Genomic DNA, 15,294 nt, shown 5'->3' on the forward strand with positions numbered 1-15,294 from the left:
GCCCGCGCGCCCGTGGTGCCGCGCCCTGGTCAGCCGGCCAGGCAGGACGGCCCGAGCAGCACCTTCAGGTCGCCGAAGAGCGCCGGGTCGGGCTGGACGCGGTGCCGGTCGAGACGGAGCACGGTGGTCTTCCGGGAGCCCTGGAGCTTGATCCGGACCTCGCTGTTGCCCTTGTGGTGACTGAGGATCTCGCCCAGGCGGCTGACCATGGGCGGGGTCACCTTCACCGTGGGGATGGTGATCACCACGGGGGCGTTGGTGCCGGCGTTCGACAGGTCCGGGACCATCAGCTCCATGGCGACCAGCCGGGGCACGTCCTCGCGCTTGTCCAGGCGGCCCTTGACGAAGACCACCGCGTCCTCCACGAGTTGCGTGGAGACGAGCTGGTAGGTGGCCGGGAAGAACATGCACTCGATGGAGCCCGCCAGGTCCTCCACCGTGGCGATCGCCCAGGCGTTGCCCTGCTTGGTCATCTTGCGCTGCAGGCCGGAGATGATGCCGCCGATGGTGACGACCGCGCCGTCCGAGAAGTCGCCGCCGGTGAGCTGGCCGATGCCCGCGTCGGCCTTGTCGGAGAGCACGTGCTCGAGGCCGAAGAGCGGGTGGTCGGAGACGTACAGGCCGAGCATCTCCCGCTCCTGGGCGAGGAGGTAGCTCTTGTCCCACTCGTCGGCACCGAACTCGACGTCCATGCCGAAGCCCGGCTCGTCGCCGCCTTCGTCGCCCATCCCGCCGAAGAGGTCGAACTGCCCTTCGGCCTCCTTCCGCTTCACCTGCACCACGTTGTCGATCATGGGCTCGTACTGGGCGGTGAGGCCCTTGCGGGTGTGGCCCAGGGTGTCGAAGGCGCCCGCCTTGATCAGCGACTCCGTGGTGCGCTTGTTGCAGGCGACCGCCTCGACCTTGTCCAGGTAGTCGGGGAACGAGGTGTACTTCCCCTTGGCCCTGCGGCTGCGGATGATCGACTCCACGACGTTGGTGCCGACGTTGCGCACCGCCGAGAGGCCGAAGAGGATCACGTCGTCACCCTGGGCGGCGAAGTTGTGCTGCGACTCGTTGACGTCCGGGGGGAGCACCTTGATGCCCATCCGTCGGCACTCGTTCAGGTAGACCGCGGACTTGTCCTTGTCGTCCTTGACCGAGGTGAGCAGCGCCGCCATGTACTCGGCCGGGTGGTTGGCCTTGAGGTAGGCGGTCCAGTACGAGACCAGGCCGTACGCGGCGGAGTGGGCCTTGTTGAACGCGTATCCGGCGAACGGCACCAGGACGTCCCACAGGGCCTGGATGGCCTCGTCGCTGAAGCCCTTCTTGCGGGCGCCCGCCTGGAAGATGACGAAGTTCTTCTCCAGCTCCTCGGGCTTCTTCTTGCCCATCACGCGGCGCAGCACGTCGGCCTCGCCGAGCGTGTAGCCCGCGACGATCTGGGCGGCCTTCTGCACCTGCTCCTGGTAGACGATCAGGCCGTAGGTGACGTCCAGGACCTCCTTGAGGGGCTCCTCCAGCTCCTTGTGGATGGGGGTGATCTCCTGCTGGCCGTTCTTCCGCAGGGCGTAGTTCGTGTGGGAGTTCATGCCCATGGGGCCCGGGCGGTACAGGGCCGAGACGGCGGAGATGTCCTCGAAGTTGTCGGGCTTCATCAGGCGCAGCAGGGAGCGCATGGGCCCGCCGTCGAACTGGAAGACACCGAGGGTGTCACCGCGCTGCAGCAGCTCGAAGGTCGTGGGGTCGTCGAGCGGGAGGCTCAGCAGGTCGATGTCGAGGCCCTTGTTGGACTTCACCATCTTGACGGCGTCGTCCATGATCGTGAGGTTCCGCAGGCCCAGGAAGTCCATCTTCAGCAGGCCGAGCGACTCACAGCTCGGGTAGTCCCACTGGGTGATGGTGACGCCGTCGGTGTGCCGCACCCAGACGGGCACGTGGTCCACGATGGGCTCGCTGGACATGATCACACCGGCCGCGTGCACGCCCATCTGCCGCACCAGGCCCTCCACACCGCGCGCGGTGTCGATGACCTTCTTCACGTCGGGCTCGTTCTCGTACATCCCGCGGACCTCGCCGGCCTCCGAGTACCGGGGGTGCTGCGGGTCGGTGATGCCGGAGAGCGGGATGCCCTTGCCGAGCACGTCCGCCGGCATGGCCTTGGTGATGCGGTCGCCCATGGCGTACGGGTAGCCGAGCACGCGCGCGGAGTCCTTGATCGCGTTCTTGGCCTTGATGGTGCCGTACGTGCCGATCATGGCGACCTTGTCCTCGCCGTACTTCTCCGTCACGTAGCGGATCACCTCGACGCGCCGACGCTCGTCGAAGTCGATGTCGACGTCCGGCATCGAGATCCGCTCGGGGTTGAGGAACCGCTCGAAGATCAGGCCGTGCGGGATCGGGTCGAGGTCGGTGATGCCCATGGCGTACGCCACGATGGAGCCCGCCGCGGAGCCGCGGCCGGGGCCGACCGCGATGCCGTTGTTCTTGGCCCACATGATGAAGTCGGCGACGACGAGGAAGTAGCCCGGGAACCCCATCTGGATGATGACGTCCATCTCGTAGTCCGCCTGGCGCTGGCGGTCCTCGGGGATGCCGCCCGGGAAGCGGCGCTCCATGCCGCGCCGGACCTCCTCCTGGAACCAGGTGACCTCGGTGTAGCCCTCCGGGATGTCGAACTTCGGCATCAGGTCGCGCTTCTCGAACATCCCGGAGGTGTCGATCTGCTCGGCGACCAGGAGGGTGTTCGCGCAGCCCTGCTGCCAGGCGTCCGAGGAGTCGATGGCGTACATCTCCTCGGTGGACTTCAGGTAGTAGCCGGTGCCGTCGAACTTGAAGCGGTCGGGGTCGGAGAGGTTCTTGCCGGTCTGGATGCACAGCAGCGCGTCGTGCGCCGTGGCCTCGTGGGAGTAGGTGTAGTGCGAGTCGTTGGTGACCAGGGGCGGGATGCCGAGCTTCTTGCCGATGGTGAGGAGGTCGTCGCGGACCCGGCGCTCGATCTCGATGCCGTGGTCCATCAGCTCCAGGAAGTAGCGGTCCTTGCCGAAGATGTCCTGGTACTCGGCGGCCGACTTGAGGGCCTCGTCGAACTGGCCGAGGCGCAGCCGGGTCTGGAGTTCACCCGAGGGGCAGCCGGTGGACGCGATCAGGCCTTCCGACCACTGGGAGATGGTCTCCTTGTCCATCCGGGGCCACTTCTGGAGCCAGCCCTCCTTGTAGGCGTCGGAGGAGAGCCGGAAGAGGTTGTGCAGTCCGGTGCTGTTCGCCGCCCAGATCGTCTTGTGCGTGTAGCCACCGGAGCCGGAGACGTCGTCCCGCTTCTGGTGCGGCTGGCCCCACTGGATCTTGCGTTTGTTCCGCCGCGACTCCGGGGCGACGTAGGCCTCGATGCCGATGATCGGGGTGATGCCGGCCTTCTTCGCGGAGTGGAAGAAGTCGTACGCGCCGTGGAGGTTGCCGTGGTCGCTCATGGCGATGTGCGTCATGCCCATCTCCTGGCAGGCCGCGAACATGTCCTTCAGCCGCGCGGCACCGTCCAGCAGCGAGTACTGGGTGTGAACGTGCAGGTGCGTGAACGGGGGCTTCTGGGACGGTGACGCCACGGCGGGGGACCTCCAGCGAACGGTCGGGGAACAACCGGGAACGGCTGCCTGCTCGGGGGTGACAGCGTGGAAGTCTACGTCCCTGCTGTGACATCCGTCGCAGGAGGCGCGCGCGTCCACCGTGCGCGCGGCACGGCGCCCTGAGGCGGGTGGGCGACGGCGCACACGGGTAAGTTCGTGCGGTGACACGGGCGGCCCGGCGCACCGGGCCCGCGTCCCGTGCCGCGCGGTCCCGCGCACCCGCACGGGCCGCCTCGCCTGCCCCGACGCTGCCCCGCCGCAGCCGACCACCGCACCAGGAGGCACCCACCCATGCCGGACCCGCAGCCCAGCGCCGAGCAGCGAGGCGAGCAGATTCTCGCCGTCTTCGACACCGCGTTCGGCGAGCTCCTGGCCGCCGACCCGGCCGCCTTCCGGGTGAAATTCCGGAAGATGGCGGCCTCGGCGTTCGCCTTCTACCGCGGCACGGCCGGCCTCTTCTACCACGACCTGACGGCCGACATCGGCTTCGGCGCCAGGCGGGGCGGCCCGTACCTGGACGAGCGGACCTCGCGCGTGTGGATCCACGGCGACCTGCACGCCGAGAACTTCGGCACGTACATGGACTCCCAGGGGCGGCTGATCTTCAACGTCAACGACTTCGACGAGGCCTATGTGGGCCCCTTCACCTGGGACCTCCAGCGGCTGGCCGCCTCGGTGGCGCTGATCGGGTACGCCAAGGCGCTCAGCGACGAGCAGATCACCCGTCTCGTGCGCACCTGCGCCGCCGCGTACCGGGCCCGGATCCACGCGCTGGCGACCGGCGCCAAGAACGACGAGGTGCCGCCGTTCACCCTGGACACCGCCCAGGGGCCGCTGCTGGACGCGCTGCGCGACGCCCGCTCGCTGACCCGCTTCGGGCTGCTGGACTCGATGACCGAGATCCGCGACTTCGAGCGCCGCTTCGCGCCGGGGGGCGGCTCCATCGAGCTGGACGCCGCCACCCGCTACAAGGTGCTGGCAGCCTTCGACGCGTACCTGGAGACACTGCCCGAGTCGTCCCTGGCCCGCCCGGACTCCTACCGGGTCAAGGACGTGGTCGGCCGGCGCGGCGTCGGCATCGGCTCCGCGGGCCTGCCCTCGTACAACATCCTCCTGGAGGGCAACAGCGACGCCCTGGAGAACGATGTGGTGATCTACATGAAGCAGGCGCAGACCCCGGCCGTCTCCCGGCACATCACGGACCCCGCGATCCGGGACTACTGGCTGCACGAGGGGCACCGCACGGTGATCTCCCAGCGGGCGCTCCAGGCGCACGCCGACCCCTGGCTGGGCTGGACCGAGATCGAGGAGGACGGCCGGCGCGCCGGGCAGCTGGTGGCGGAGATCTCACCGTACGCCGTCGACCTGGACTGGTCCGACATCGACGACCTGGAGGAGATCTCCGCGGTGGTCGCCGACCTCGGCAGGGCCACGGCCACCATGCACGCCGCGGCGGACGACGACAGCGGCTACTCCGAGCTGGTGCCGTTCTCCACCGAGCGCGCCATCGACGCCGCGATCGCCGCCGACGAGGAGGGTTTCCCGGAGCTGCTGGTGGACTTCGCGCACCGCTACGGGGCACGCGCGCGTGCGGACCACCAGATCTTCGTGGACCTGTTCCGCAACGGCCGCATCCCCGGTCTGGAGAGCACGGCGTGAGGCGCTGCGCGCACCCGGCGCGGCACCCTGCGGAGGCGGGCCGGGGCCCCGCTCCCGCGTAGGGGCCCGGCGCGGAAGCGGGGCGCGGGGACCTGCACGCGCACCCACCCACCGGCCGGTGGTCCGGCTGCGACAGAAACGGCCGCCTTGGGACGGCGACGGCCCCACGGTCCCGGCGGCTGGTCGCTCCCCCACTGCCGCAACGGCGTGGGAGGTGCCCCCAACGCGGCGGGGCCTCGCCGAGTGCCTTGAGGGCATGGCAGGTGTCCTCACGGCACAGCCCCCAGCCGCGGGAAGTGGGCCGGGGCCGGCCCCGCGTACGGGCCCGCCGTGAGCACGGAGTGGCCCGCCCGGGGGAGCAGCGCGTGGGCCGCCCGGGGAGCACCGTGTGACTCGATCCCATAACTCATAGCCATTCCTTAAGGAGCCCCTACAGCTCGGCGTGGCACACTCGGCCGTTGGACCCGTACACCGCCTCCCGTGGCCCGCCCGGGACCCGGCCGGAGAGACAGTCGCCCCGTGACACCAGCGCACATATCCGAGACGGCGCCCCGCGCTCTGCGCGCGGCGCTGTTCGCGGCGCTGCTCGTGACGCTGTCGTCGGCCTCGCACGTGCTGCTGTCCCGGGTGGCGCTGCCGCCCGCCACCGTCGCCGCGACCTTTGCCGCGGTCTTCGCCGTCGCCTATGCGCTGGCGGGCCGCGAGCGGGGCTTCGCCGGGATCGCGGGGCTGCTGGTGCCGCTGGAGCTGGCGGCGGACACGCTCTTCACCTCGGGGCAGCAGGTCTGCTACGGCCAGGCGGGCGGCCCGGTCAGGGGCACGCTGGCCTCCGTCGGCTTCCACGTGCTGTGCCGCGGCTCGGCCGTGGGCGGAACGCTGCCGGGGGTGGCCGGCCAGGAGAGCCGGGCGCAGGTCCTGCTCGCGCAGGCGGGCCCGGCCTCCTGCTGGCTGCTGCTCGCCGCGCACATCGGCGTCGGACTGCTGGCCGCGGCCTGGCTGCGGCGGGGCGAGCGGGCCCTGGGACAACTGCTGCGCGCCGCGGTCGCCGCCACCTTCCGGCCGCTGCTTCTCGCGTTCGCCACGGTCCTGCCGGGCCGCGCGCCGGCGCGGCGCCTGCCGCGCACCGGGCCCCGGCCGCAGGGCGGCGGCACGCGCGCGTGGGTGCACTCCGTGGGACGGCGCGGACCGCCGTGCCTGGCCGTACACGCCTGAGCACGGAACCAGTCCGCCCCACCGTCCCCCGCGCACGGAGCATGTGCGCGTCATCACAGGAGAGACCCCGATCATGAGCAAGAGGAACAGCCAGGCCGCGAAGACCGCCGCCCGGGAGCGGCTGCGCGCGGAGCGCGAGCGCCAGGCCAAGCGCGCCAAGGTCAGGCGCCAGGCCCTGGTGGGCGTCTCCGTCGTCGCCGTCCTTGCGGTCGCCGGCGGCATAGGCTACGCGGTCACCCAGGCCAACAAGCCGAGCCACTGGGAGGCCGCCAAGGACGACAAGCTCGTCAAGCCGGCGCACAGCAGCGGCCCCGACGGCACCACCGTCGTCATCGGCAAGGCCGGCGCCAAGAACACCCTCAAGATGTACGAGGACCCGCGCTGCCCGATCTGTGCGCAGTTCGAGCAAAGCGTCGGGGCGACCGTCCAGAAGGACGTCGACAGCGGCAAGTACAAGGTCCAGTACATCGGCGGGACCTTCATAGACAACAACGGCGGCGAGGGCTCCAAGAACGCCCTCAGCGCCATGGGCGCCGCCCTGAACGTCAGCCCCGAGGCCTTCCTGAAGTACAAGTCGGCGCTCTACTCGGCGAAGTACCACCCCGAGGAGACGCAGGACAAGTTCGCGGACGACGCCTACCTGATCAAGGTGGCGAACACCGTCGACGGCCTGAAGGGCAACAAGACGTTCCAGAAGGACGTCAGGAACGGCACGTTCGACAAGTGGGCGCTCGACATGTCGCACAAGTTCGACACCAACAAGGACGGCGTCACCGGCACCCCGACCCTCTTCATGAACGGCAAGAAGCTGGTCGGTGCGGGGGGCCAGGCCGCGCCGATGACGGTGCCGGAGTTCAACGCGGCGATCCAGAAGGACCTGGTCAAGAACTGAGCCACGCCGAGCCACGCCGAGCCACGCCGAGCCACGCCGAGCCACGGCGCCGGTCCCGCCCCGCCACCCCGGTGGGGCGGGGCCGGCGTCGCCGTCCCGGCGACCGCTCGGCGCGCTCGCGGGGCGCGCGGCGACCGAGAGGGGCGCGCGCCCGTGCTACAGGCTCTCCAGGAAGCCGAGCGCCGTCCTCCAGGTCTGCTCGGCTGCCTCCGCGTCGTGGTCCGGCAGCTCGGGGTCTGTGTACAGGTGGCCGGCGCCCGCGTAGCGGTAGACCTCCACGTCGGCGCCCGTCCTGCCCATCTGCAGGTACCAGGCGCTCAGCCAGTCGTCCGTCTCGAAGAGGTCGGGCTCGGCGACGTGCAACTGCACCGGCAGCCCCTCCGCCCGCGCGCCCGGGGCGATGTCGGAGGTGCCGTGCAGGAGCAGCAGTCCGCGCGCCTTGCCGTCGCCGAGGGCCAGCGTCTGGGCCACCGAGGCGCCCAGCGAGAACCCGGCGTAGACCAATCCCCGCTCGGAGTACGGCGCCGCCGCCAGCACGGCGCGCCTGAGCAGCTCGTCCCTGCCGAGCTCGTCCCGGTGGGCGAGGCCGTCCTCCATGGTGGTGAAGGTGCGGCCGTCGAAGAGGTCCGGCAGCCACACCCGGTGTCCCGCGGCCTCGAACCGGTCCGCCGCCGCACGGACCGCGGGGCGGGGCCCGTAGGCCGAGTGGAAGAGCATGATGTTCATCGCGCCATCGTGCCAGCCGGGCTGCTCCGGTTACGGTCGGGGACATGGAGACCGTACTGCGTCCGCTGACAGTCATCGGGGGTCCGGTGGTGATCGCGGTCGCCGTGGGCTGGGGCATCGACAGCCTGCTGCGGCGCGCCGACGCCCGGCACATCGACACCCCGCTGTGGGGCCTTCTGCGGCGTTGCCGCACGCCCCTGCTGCTCGTACTCCTCGCCGGCCTGCTCAGGAGCTCCTACCGGTTGCTCCCCTACACGCGCGTGCGCAACCACTACGAGGCGCTGGGACAGGTCCTCACACTGGTCCTGATCGGCGCCAGCGCCTGGCTGGTGGTGCGGATCTCGGCGGCCGCCGTGGAGGCCTCGTACGCGAAGTACGCGGCGACGCAGCGGAACGCCGCCCGGCTGCGGCGGGTGCGGACCCAGGTGACGCTGATCATGCGGATCGTGACCGCCGTGGTCGGGGTGATAGCCGCGGCGGCGATGCTGCTGACCTTCCCGGACCTGCGGGCGGTGGGCACGTCCATGCTGGCGTCCGCGGGGCTGATCGGCATCGTCGCCGGTGTCGCGGCCCAGTCCACGCTGAGCAACCTCTTCGCCGGGTTCCAGATCGCCTTCGGCGACATGGTGCGGATCGGCGACACCGTGGTCGTGAACGGCGAATGGGGCGTGATAGAGGAGGTCACGCTGACCTTCCTCAGCGTCCGCACCTGGGACGAGCGCCGGATCACCATGCCTGTGTCGTACTTCACCAGCCAGCCCTTCGAGAACTGGTCGCGCGGCGGCGCGCAGATGACCGGCACCGTCTTCTTCCACCTGGACCACCGGGCGCCGGTGGCCGAGATCCGCGAGAAGCTGCGGGACATCCTGCGCGAGTGCCCGGCCTGGGACGGCCGCGACTGGGGCCTGGCCGTCACGGACACCACGGCCAGCACCATGGAGGTACGGGCGCTGGTGACCGCGAAGGACGCGGACGACATCTGGTCGGTGCGGGTCACCGTCCGCGAGCAGATCCTCCGCTGGCTGAGCGAGCAGCACCCGTACGCGCTGCCCCGGATCAACACCGGGACCGCCGTTCCTCCGCCCAGGTCCGAGCACCTCAATTCGCTGCTCAAGGACGGCCGGGTGCCCCGGACGGGCCGGGGGTAGGGCCACTCCCCGGAGCACCGGGGCCGGATGCCGAGGGCCGGGGGCAGACCGGATCCGAAGGCCGGGAGGCGAGACCGGGGGGCGAGGGCCGGGAGGCGAGACCGGGAGGCGAGGGCCGGGAGGCGAGACCGGGGGCCGGAGGCGTCCTGCGGCTCTGCTGCGGCCGGGATGTGTCCTCGTGCCCCCGGACGGCGTCGGCTGGGGGCCACGGCGGGGTCGGCCGCGACCGGGACGGGCCGGGTCGGCTGCGACCGGGAAGACGGGCCGGGTCGACCGCGGCCGGGAAGACGGGACGGTCGGCCGCGGCCGGGAGGGGCCGGGTCGGCCGCGGCCGCCGTGAACCTCAGTGGCCCCGCTCGGCGCCGCCGTTGACCTGGATGATCTGCGCGGTGACATGGGCGGCGGCGGGCGAGGCCAGCCAGTGCAGGGTGCCGGCGACGTCGCCGGGGGTGCCGGGGCGGCCCGTAGCGGTCTCCGCGATCAGTTGCTCCCGGCGGGCCTCGGTCATGGCGTCGCCGAAGAACTCGGTGTCCTCGACATAGCCGGGCGCCACCACGTTCACGGTGATGCCGCGCGGGCCGAGGGCCGCGGCCAGGTCGAACGCGTAGGGGTGCAGCGCCGCCTTGGACGCCGCGTACGCTCCCGAGCCCGAGCCCCGGAAGGCGGCGATGGAGGAGACGAACAGCACCCGGCCGCCGGGCGAGGCGAGACGGTCCTTCAGCGCCTCGGTGAGCAGGGCGGCCGTCAGGGTGTTGATATGGAAGTTGACGGTCCAGAAGTGCGCGGCGACGGCCAGCGGGTCGTCGGTCTCCGCGGCCGGTTCCAGGATGCCGTTACCGCCCGCCGCGTTGATCAGGACGTCGACTGCGCCGAACTCGGCCGCCACGAACGCGGCGGTGCTCCGCGCCCCTTCGGCAGTGCTCAGGTCGGCGGCGTGGATGAGGGCACCCGCGATGCCGGACTTCTCCAGCACCTCGGCGCGCCGCCCCACCAACAGCACCTGGTCGCCGTCGTCTGCGAAGACCCGTGCGGTGGCGAGCCCGATGCCGGTGCCACCGCCGCTGATCACCACATTGCGTGCCATGTGTCCGACCTTACCCACTTCGGACGGGGTTCGGCGGGGACGCGGACAGGCGGCCGGCGCCGCAGGGCCGCGGGGCGGCGCGGGGTGACGGGTGGTGCGGGGTGGCGGGCGGCGCGGGGCGACAGGCGGCGCGGGGTGACGGGTGGTGCGGGTGTGGCGGTGGTGCCCTAGAGCGTCCTGCGCATGGCGCGGTGCGGCATTCCGGCGTCCGTGAACTCCGGGCCGTACGGCACGTACCCGAGCCGCTCGTAGAAGGCCAGGGCATGGGTCTGGGCGTGCAGGTCGACGGCGGTGAGGCCCAGCTCCCCGGCCGCGTCCTCTATGCCGCGCACCAGGGCGGCCCCGACTCCGAGCCGGCGGGCGTGCTTCGCCACCGCGAGCCGCCCCAGTGCCCCGACGCCCGGCTCGCCGGTCACGGCGAGCGCCGCGGTGCCGTGCAGCAGGCGGCCGGTGCCGAGCGGAGTGCCGTCGGCACGGACGGCGATGACATGCAGCGCGTCGGGGTCGTGGGCGTCGTACTCGATGTCCTCGGGAACGCCCTGCTCGACGACGAAGACCTCCTTGCGCACCGCGAAACACGCCTCGCGGTCGGCCGGGTCCTCGGCCCTGCGGACCGTGAAGCCCGCGGCGGCGGTGTCGTCGGTGGCGGTCATGCGCTCTCCTCCCGCACCCGGTCAAGGGCTCGCTGCAGATCATCAGGGTAGGCGCTCTCGAACTCCACCCAGCGCCCGTCCCCGGGGTGCTCGAAGCCGAGCCGGACCGCGTGCAGCCACTGGCGGCCGAGGCCGAGGCGGCTCGCCAGGGTGGGGTCGGCCCCGTAGGTGAGGTCGCCGACGCACGGGTGGCGGTGCGCGGCCATGTGCACCCGGATCTGGTGGGTCCGGCCGGTCTCCAGCTTGACGTCCAGCAGCGAGGCCGCGCGGAAGGCCTCCATCAGGTCGTAGTGCGTGACGGACGGCTTGCCCTCGGCGGTCACCGCCCACTTGTAGTCGTGCACGGGGTGGCGGCCGATGGGGGCGTCGATGGTGCCGCTGGTGGGGTCGGGGTGGCCCTGGACGAGGGTGTGGTACCGCTTGTCGACGGTCCGCTCTCGGAACTGCTGCTTGAGCGAGCTGTACGCGTACTCGGACTTGGCGACGACCATCAGGCCGGAGGTGCCGACGTCCAGGCGGTGCACGATGCCCTGGCGCTCCGCGGCGCCGGACGTGGAGATCCGGTACCCGGCGGCGGCGAGGCCGCCGATGACAGTGGGGCCGCTCCAGCCGGGGCTGGGGTGCGCGGCCACACCCACCGGCTTGGCGACCACCACGACGTCGTCGTCGTCGTGCACGATCTCCATGCCCTCGACGGGCTCGGCCACCACCTGGACCGGCGCGGGCGGCTGCGGCAGCTCGACCTCCAGCCAGGCGCCGCCGCGCACCCGCTCCGACTTGCCGACCGCCGCGCCGTCGACCAGTACCTTGCCCGCGGCGGCCAGCTCCGCCGCCTTCGTGCGGGAGAAGCCGAACATGCGGGAGATGGCGGCGTCGACGCGCTCGCCCTCCAGGCCGTCGGGCACGGGCAGCGTACGGATCTCGGGAATCGTGCTCACCCGTCGAGTATGCCGGACCCCGGTGACACCCCGGACACAGCGGTGCCCGGCCCCGGGCCGCCCACTGCGCCTTCGAGGGCGCCCCCGCCCGCCTCTCGTCAGTCCTTGTGGACGGTGCCGTCGGGATCCAGGCCGCGGAAGGAGAGCAGCACGATGAGGATCCCGCCGCACACGATCGCCGAGTCCGCGAGGTTGAAGACGGCGAAGTGCTTGGGGGCGATGAAGTCCACCACGGCGCCCTCGAAGACGCCGGGCGAGCGGAACAGCCGGTCGGTGAGGTTCCCGATCGCTCCGCCCAGGAGCAGCCCCAGGGCGACCGCCCAGGGCAGGCTGTGGAGCTTGCGGGCCAGCCGGACGATCACGAAGATCACCGCTGCGGCGATCACCGTGAAGATCACGGTGAAGGCGCCGCCCATGCCGAACGCGGCGCCCGGATTGCGGATGGCCTCCAGGCGGAGCCAGTCGCCGATCAGGTCGATCGGCTCGTGGTGCTCCAGCTTCGCCACCACGACCACCTTGCTGACCAGGTCCAGCAGGTAGGCGAGGGCGGCCACCGCGAACAGCACAGCGATCTTCCGGCCGCCCCTGGCGGACGGTGCGCCGTCCGCACCGTCCGGCTCGGAGACCTCGCCGCTCCCGCCGGCGCGCTCCGGCCCCGGGGCCTGCCCGGGGGACGGGGCCAGCTCCGGGCCCGGGGCCCCCTCCGAGGCCGCAGGCCGCTCCGTTCCGGAGGGCTGCTCCGCTCCGGAGAGCTGGTCCGTTCCGGAAGGCTGCCCCGCTCCGGTGGACCGGTCCGTGCCGGAGGACTGATCCGTGGTGGCCCGGTCCGCGCCGGTGGCCTCCCCGGGTGCCGCAGTCCGGCCTCCGCCCGCGGCGCCGTCCCCCGGACGGGCCTCCTCGGCCCCCGTACCGGCCCCTTCCGGCGCGGACCCCGCCGGCTGCGGGGTGTCCGGCGTACCGATGATGCGCTCCGCCTCTGCCACGTGTGTCCCTCGGCCCTAGGTACCTGACTGAGGACGAGAGTACGGCACGCCGGCCGGACCCCCGCGCCCCAGCCGCCGCACCCGTGACCGACCGTGCACGGTCCGCCCGGAAGGGGCGCGGGACTGTGAGATGGCGCCGTCCTCCCTGTGGGCCCCACGCGGGGCCGGCCGGCGGGCCGCCACTGTTCTGTCCTGCGGGGGCACGCCGGACGACCAGGCCCGCACCCGCGACGGGCCACGGTGGCGAGCCCCGCGCGGTCTCGTCACAGGCCGCGGCCCGGTGGGGGCCGGTGGGGGCCGCGCGGTTCCCCGGCGCGGGGGGCGTCCCTGGTGGCGCCGCCTCTGCTTCCCTAGTAGCGCCGCTCCTGCTTCTGCTTGTCCTCGACACAGAGTGTGGCCCGCGGAAACGCCTGCATCCTGGCCTTCCCGATGGGCCGGCCGCAGACCTCGCAGAGCCCGTAGGTACCGGCGTCCAGCCGCTCCAGGGCGCGCTCCGTCTGGACGAGCATCTCGCGCGCGTTCGCGGCGAGAGCCAGCTCGTGCTCCCTGGTGATGTTCTTGGTGCCGGTGTCCGCCTGGTCGTCGCCCGCGCCGTCCCCGGAGTCCCGCATCAGTCCGGCGAGGGACACCTCGGACGACTCGATCTCGTTGCGCAGCCGCAGCGCCTCGGTGCTCAGCTCGGCACGCGCCTCGTCGACCTCGTCCTGAGTCCAGGGCTCCTCGCCCGGACGCACGGCGAGGTCTTCGGGCTCCGCCGCGGTGGCCCGTGCCTTGGGCACGGGGGTGGGCTTCTTCGCAGCCGTGGCCGTGCCCGGAGTCTTCTTCGCAACCACCCTCGTGGCTCCCGTCGTCGTAGCGGCCTCCGCCGCGTCCTCGGCCGCAGTGCCGGCCGCCTCGTCAACCGCACCCTTCTCGGCGGCCGCGGTCTCCTCTGCGGCCGTGGTCCTGTCCTCCGTGCTCTCCCTGATCTCCGCGGCCTCCGTGCTCTCCGCGGTTTCCGCGGTTTCCGCGGTCCTGGGTTCCTCGGTGCTGCCCCCGGCGGCCCCTCCGACAACCGCCCTCCCGGCGGAGGCCTTCCCGGCCGCGGCCTTCTTGGCCGCAGCCTTCTTCACGCCGGCTTTCTTCGCCGGGGCCTTCTTGCTCGGGGCCTTCTTGGCCCCGGCCTTCTTCCCCGCCGCCGCCTTCCCCGCCGCCGCCTTCTCCGGCGCGGGCTGCTCCTCCGCGGCGGCCTTCTTCCCCGCCGCCTTCGCCGCCGCGGTCTTCTTGCCCGTGGTCTTCTTGGCCGCCGTCTTCGCCGCGGCCTTCCTGCCCGCGGCCGCGCCCGCCGCCTTCTTGGCCGGCCGCTCCGCCGAGGCGCCCGCACGGCCGCCGGCCGCCGCCTTCTCCGCGGCGGACTTCGCAGCCGCGGACTTCCCAGCCGCGGACTTCTTCGCCGCCGACTTCTTCGCCGCCGGCTTCTTCGCGGCCGGCTTCCCGGCGCCACGCTTCCCGGAACCGCCCTCCCCGGGGCCGCCGGCCGCCCCCGACGTCTCCTTCGCACCCTTGGCGCTCTTCCTGGCCGCCCCGGGCCCGTCCCACTCCGGCGCGTCGGGCGCGTCCGCCGGTGTCTCGGCGGGCGTGTGCGCCACCGCGAGGGGCTTGACGGCGCTCCGGAGGGTCACCCTCGGGAGTCCCTGGAAGGAGGCGGCGCACGCCGGCCGCGCCGGTCGAGGCGCATGCGCACCCCTTCTGCCGCCGATGCCCGTGGCCGCCGCACCGCCGGTGGGTCTGCTGGTCGCCGAACGCTGTACGGCGGTCTTCCTCACCACCATGCCGCGGCCCCTTCACATATTGTGATCTTGCACGCGAATCGTGCTGGGACGATAAATCGACACCGTGCCCGCGGCAACGGGGCACGCCGCCCGATTCGCCCGCCCCTCCCCCACACCGCGACGGCCTGGGAGGTGCCCCTCACTGCCGCGTGACAGGCACGCATGCGTTGTGCCCAGCTCCCCGCCGGGTAATCCGATGAGCTGGACACTTCCCCGATCCGGCGCGGTCCGTCTCGCCATTCGGGTCACCGCGGACCCCGCTCCCGCCCCGGCCCGTACCGCGTCCCGAGGGCCGCCCGGGCGCTCCCCGGCCGCCCGCCGGGCCCACCGCCGCCGGGCCCGGCCGCCGGGCCCGCCGCGCGCCCCGGGAAACCCGGTCGGCGGCACCCCCTCGCCCCCCGTACACTGGCCCCAGCGAAAGGCGTGGATGGGGACGAGTAGCGGCGTACGCAGCCATGAGCGACCCGGGGACGGTGCGAGCCCGGGGGCGAGCGCGGCGTGAAGATCACCCCGGAGCCGCCGGAAGAAAGCCGTGGACGCGGGCGGGCCCCGTGACCCACGGCCGGTAGACCCGGCATCGCGCATC

At 72.4% G+C, this 15,294-nt stretch carries 11 protein-coding genes; 4 read left to right on the forward strand and 7 right to left on the reverse strand.

Annotated features, from left to right (window positions below; translation table 11 throughout):
* Positions 1-29: 29 nt before the first annotated feature.
* Entirely contained in the window at positions 30-3,581 is a 3,552-nt protein-coding gene (gene dnaE, locus ACSMXW_RS06375; protein WP_485804488.1) for a DNA polymerase III subunit alpha, read from the reverse strand.
* Positions 3,582-3,893: 312 nt separating this feature from the next.
* Here dnaE and ACSMXW_RS06380 point away from each other — a divergent pair, with 312 nt between their 5' ends.
* The 3 genes from ACSMXW_RS06380 to ACSMXW_RS06390 all read left to right on the forward strand — a co-directional run bounded on the left by ACSMXW_RS06380 (position 3,894) and on the right by ACSMXW_RS06390 (position 7,365).
* Entirely contained in the window at positions 3,894-5,261 is a 1,368-nt protein-coding gene (locus ACSMXW_RS06380; RefSeq protein ID WP_485804489.1) for a DUF2252 domain-containing protein, read from the forward strand.
* 519 nt (positions 5,262-5,780) lie between these two features.
* Positions 5,781-6,473, forward strand: coding sequence for a hypothetical protein (locus ACSMXW_RS06385; protein WP_485804490.1), 693 nt, complete (start codon positions 5,781-5,783; stop codon positions 6,471-6,473).
* A gap of 73 nt (positions 6,474-6,546) precedes the next feature.
* On the forward strand, positions 6,547-7,365 hold the full coding sequence (locus ACSMXW_RS06390; RefSeq protein WP_485804491.1) for a thioredoxin domain-containing protein: 819 nt from the start codon (positions 6,547-6,549) through the stop codon (positions 7,363-7,365).
* A gap of 156 nt (positions 7,366-7,521) precedes the next feature.
* Here ACSMXW_RS06390 and ACSMXW_RS06395 read toward each other — a convergent pair whose 3' ends face one another.
* On the reverse strand, positions 7,522-8,091 hold the full coding sequence (locus tag ACSMXW_RS06395; RefSeq protein WP_485804492.1) for a dienelactone hydrolase family protein: 570 nt from the start codon (positions 8,089-8,091) through the stop codon (positions 7,522-7,524).
* A 44-nt stretch (positions 8,092-8,135) separates the two neighbouring features.
* Between ACSMXW_RS06395 and ACSMXW_RS06400 the strand changes: the two genes are divergently transcribed.
* The gene (locus tag ACSMXW_RS06400; RefSeq protein ID WP_485804493.1) at positions 8,136-9,239 is read left to right on the forward strand and encodes a mechanosensitive ion channel family protein; all 1,104 of its coding nucleotides are present in this window, start codon (positions 8,136-8,138) and stop codon (positions 9,237-9,239) included.
* 343 nt (positions 9,240-9,582) lie between these two features.
* On the opposite strand, the gene ACSMXW_RS06405 is transcribed toward ACSMXW_RS06400, so the two are convergent.
* The 5 genes from ACSMXW_RS06405 to ACSMXW_RS06425 form a co-directional block, all read right to left on the reverse strand.
* A complete protein-coding gene (locus tag ACSMXW_RS06405) occupies positions 9,583-10,323 on the reverse strand; it encodes an SDR family NAD(P)-dependent oxidoreductase (RefSeq protein ID WP_485804494.1) in 741 nt (246 codons plus the stop codon).
* Between the two features lie 167 nt (positions 10,324-10,490).
* Positions 10,491-10,976, reverse strand: coding sequence for a GNAT family N-acetyltransferase (locus ACSMXW_RS06410; RefSeq protein ID WP_485804495.1), 486 nt, complete (start codon positions 10,974-10,976; stop codon positions 10,491-10,493).
* Positions 10,973-11,914: an RluA family pseudouridine synthase gene (locus ACSMXW_RS06415; protein ID WP_485804496.1), complete on the reverse strand. Its 942-nt coding sequence runs from the start codon at positions 11,912-11,914 to the stop codon at positions 10,973-10,975. Before ACSMXW_RS06415 ends, ACSMXW_RS06410 begins: the two co-directional genes overlap by 4 nt.
* A 98-nt stretch (positions 11,915-12,012) precedes the next feature.
* Positions 12,013-12,597: a signal peptidase II gene (gene lspA / locus ACSMXW_RS06420; protein ID WP_485807848.1), complete on the reverse strand. Its 585-nt coding sequence runs from the start codon at positions 12,595-12,597 to the stop codon at positions 12,013-12,015.
* A gap of 650 nt (positions 12,598-13,247) precedes the next feature.
* Positions 13,248-14,558: a TraR/DksA family transcriptional regulator gene (locus ACSMXW_RS06425; RefSeq protein ID WP_485804497.1), complete on the reverse strand. Its 1,311-nt coding sequence runs from the start codon at positions 14,556-14,558 to the stop codon at positions 13,248-13,250.
* Positions 14,559-15,294 lie beyond the last annotated feature (736 nt).

Source organism: Streptomyces sp. DSM 116793 (assembly GCF_057320905.1).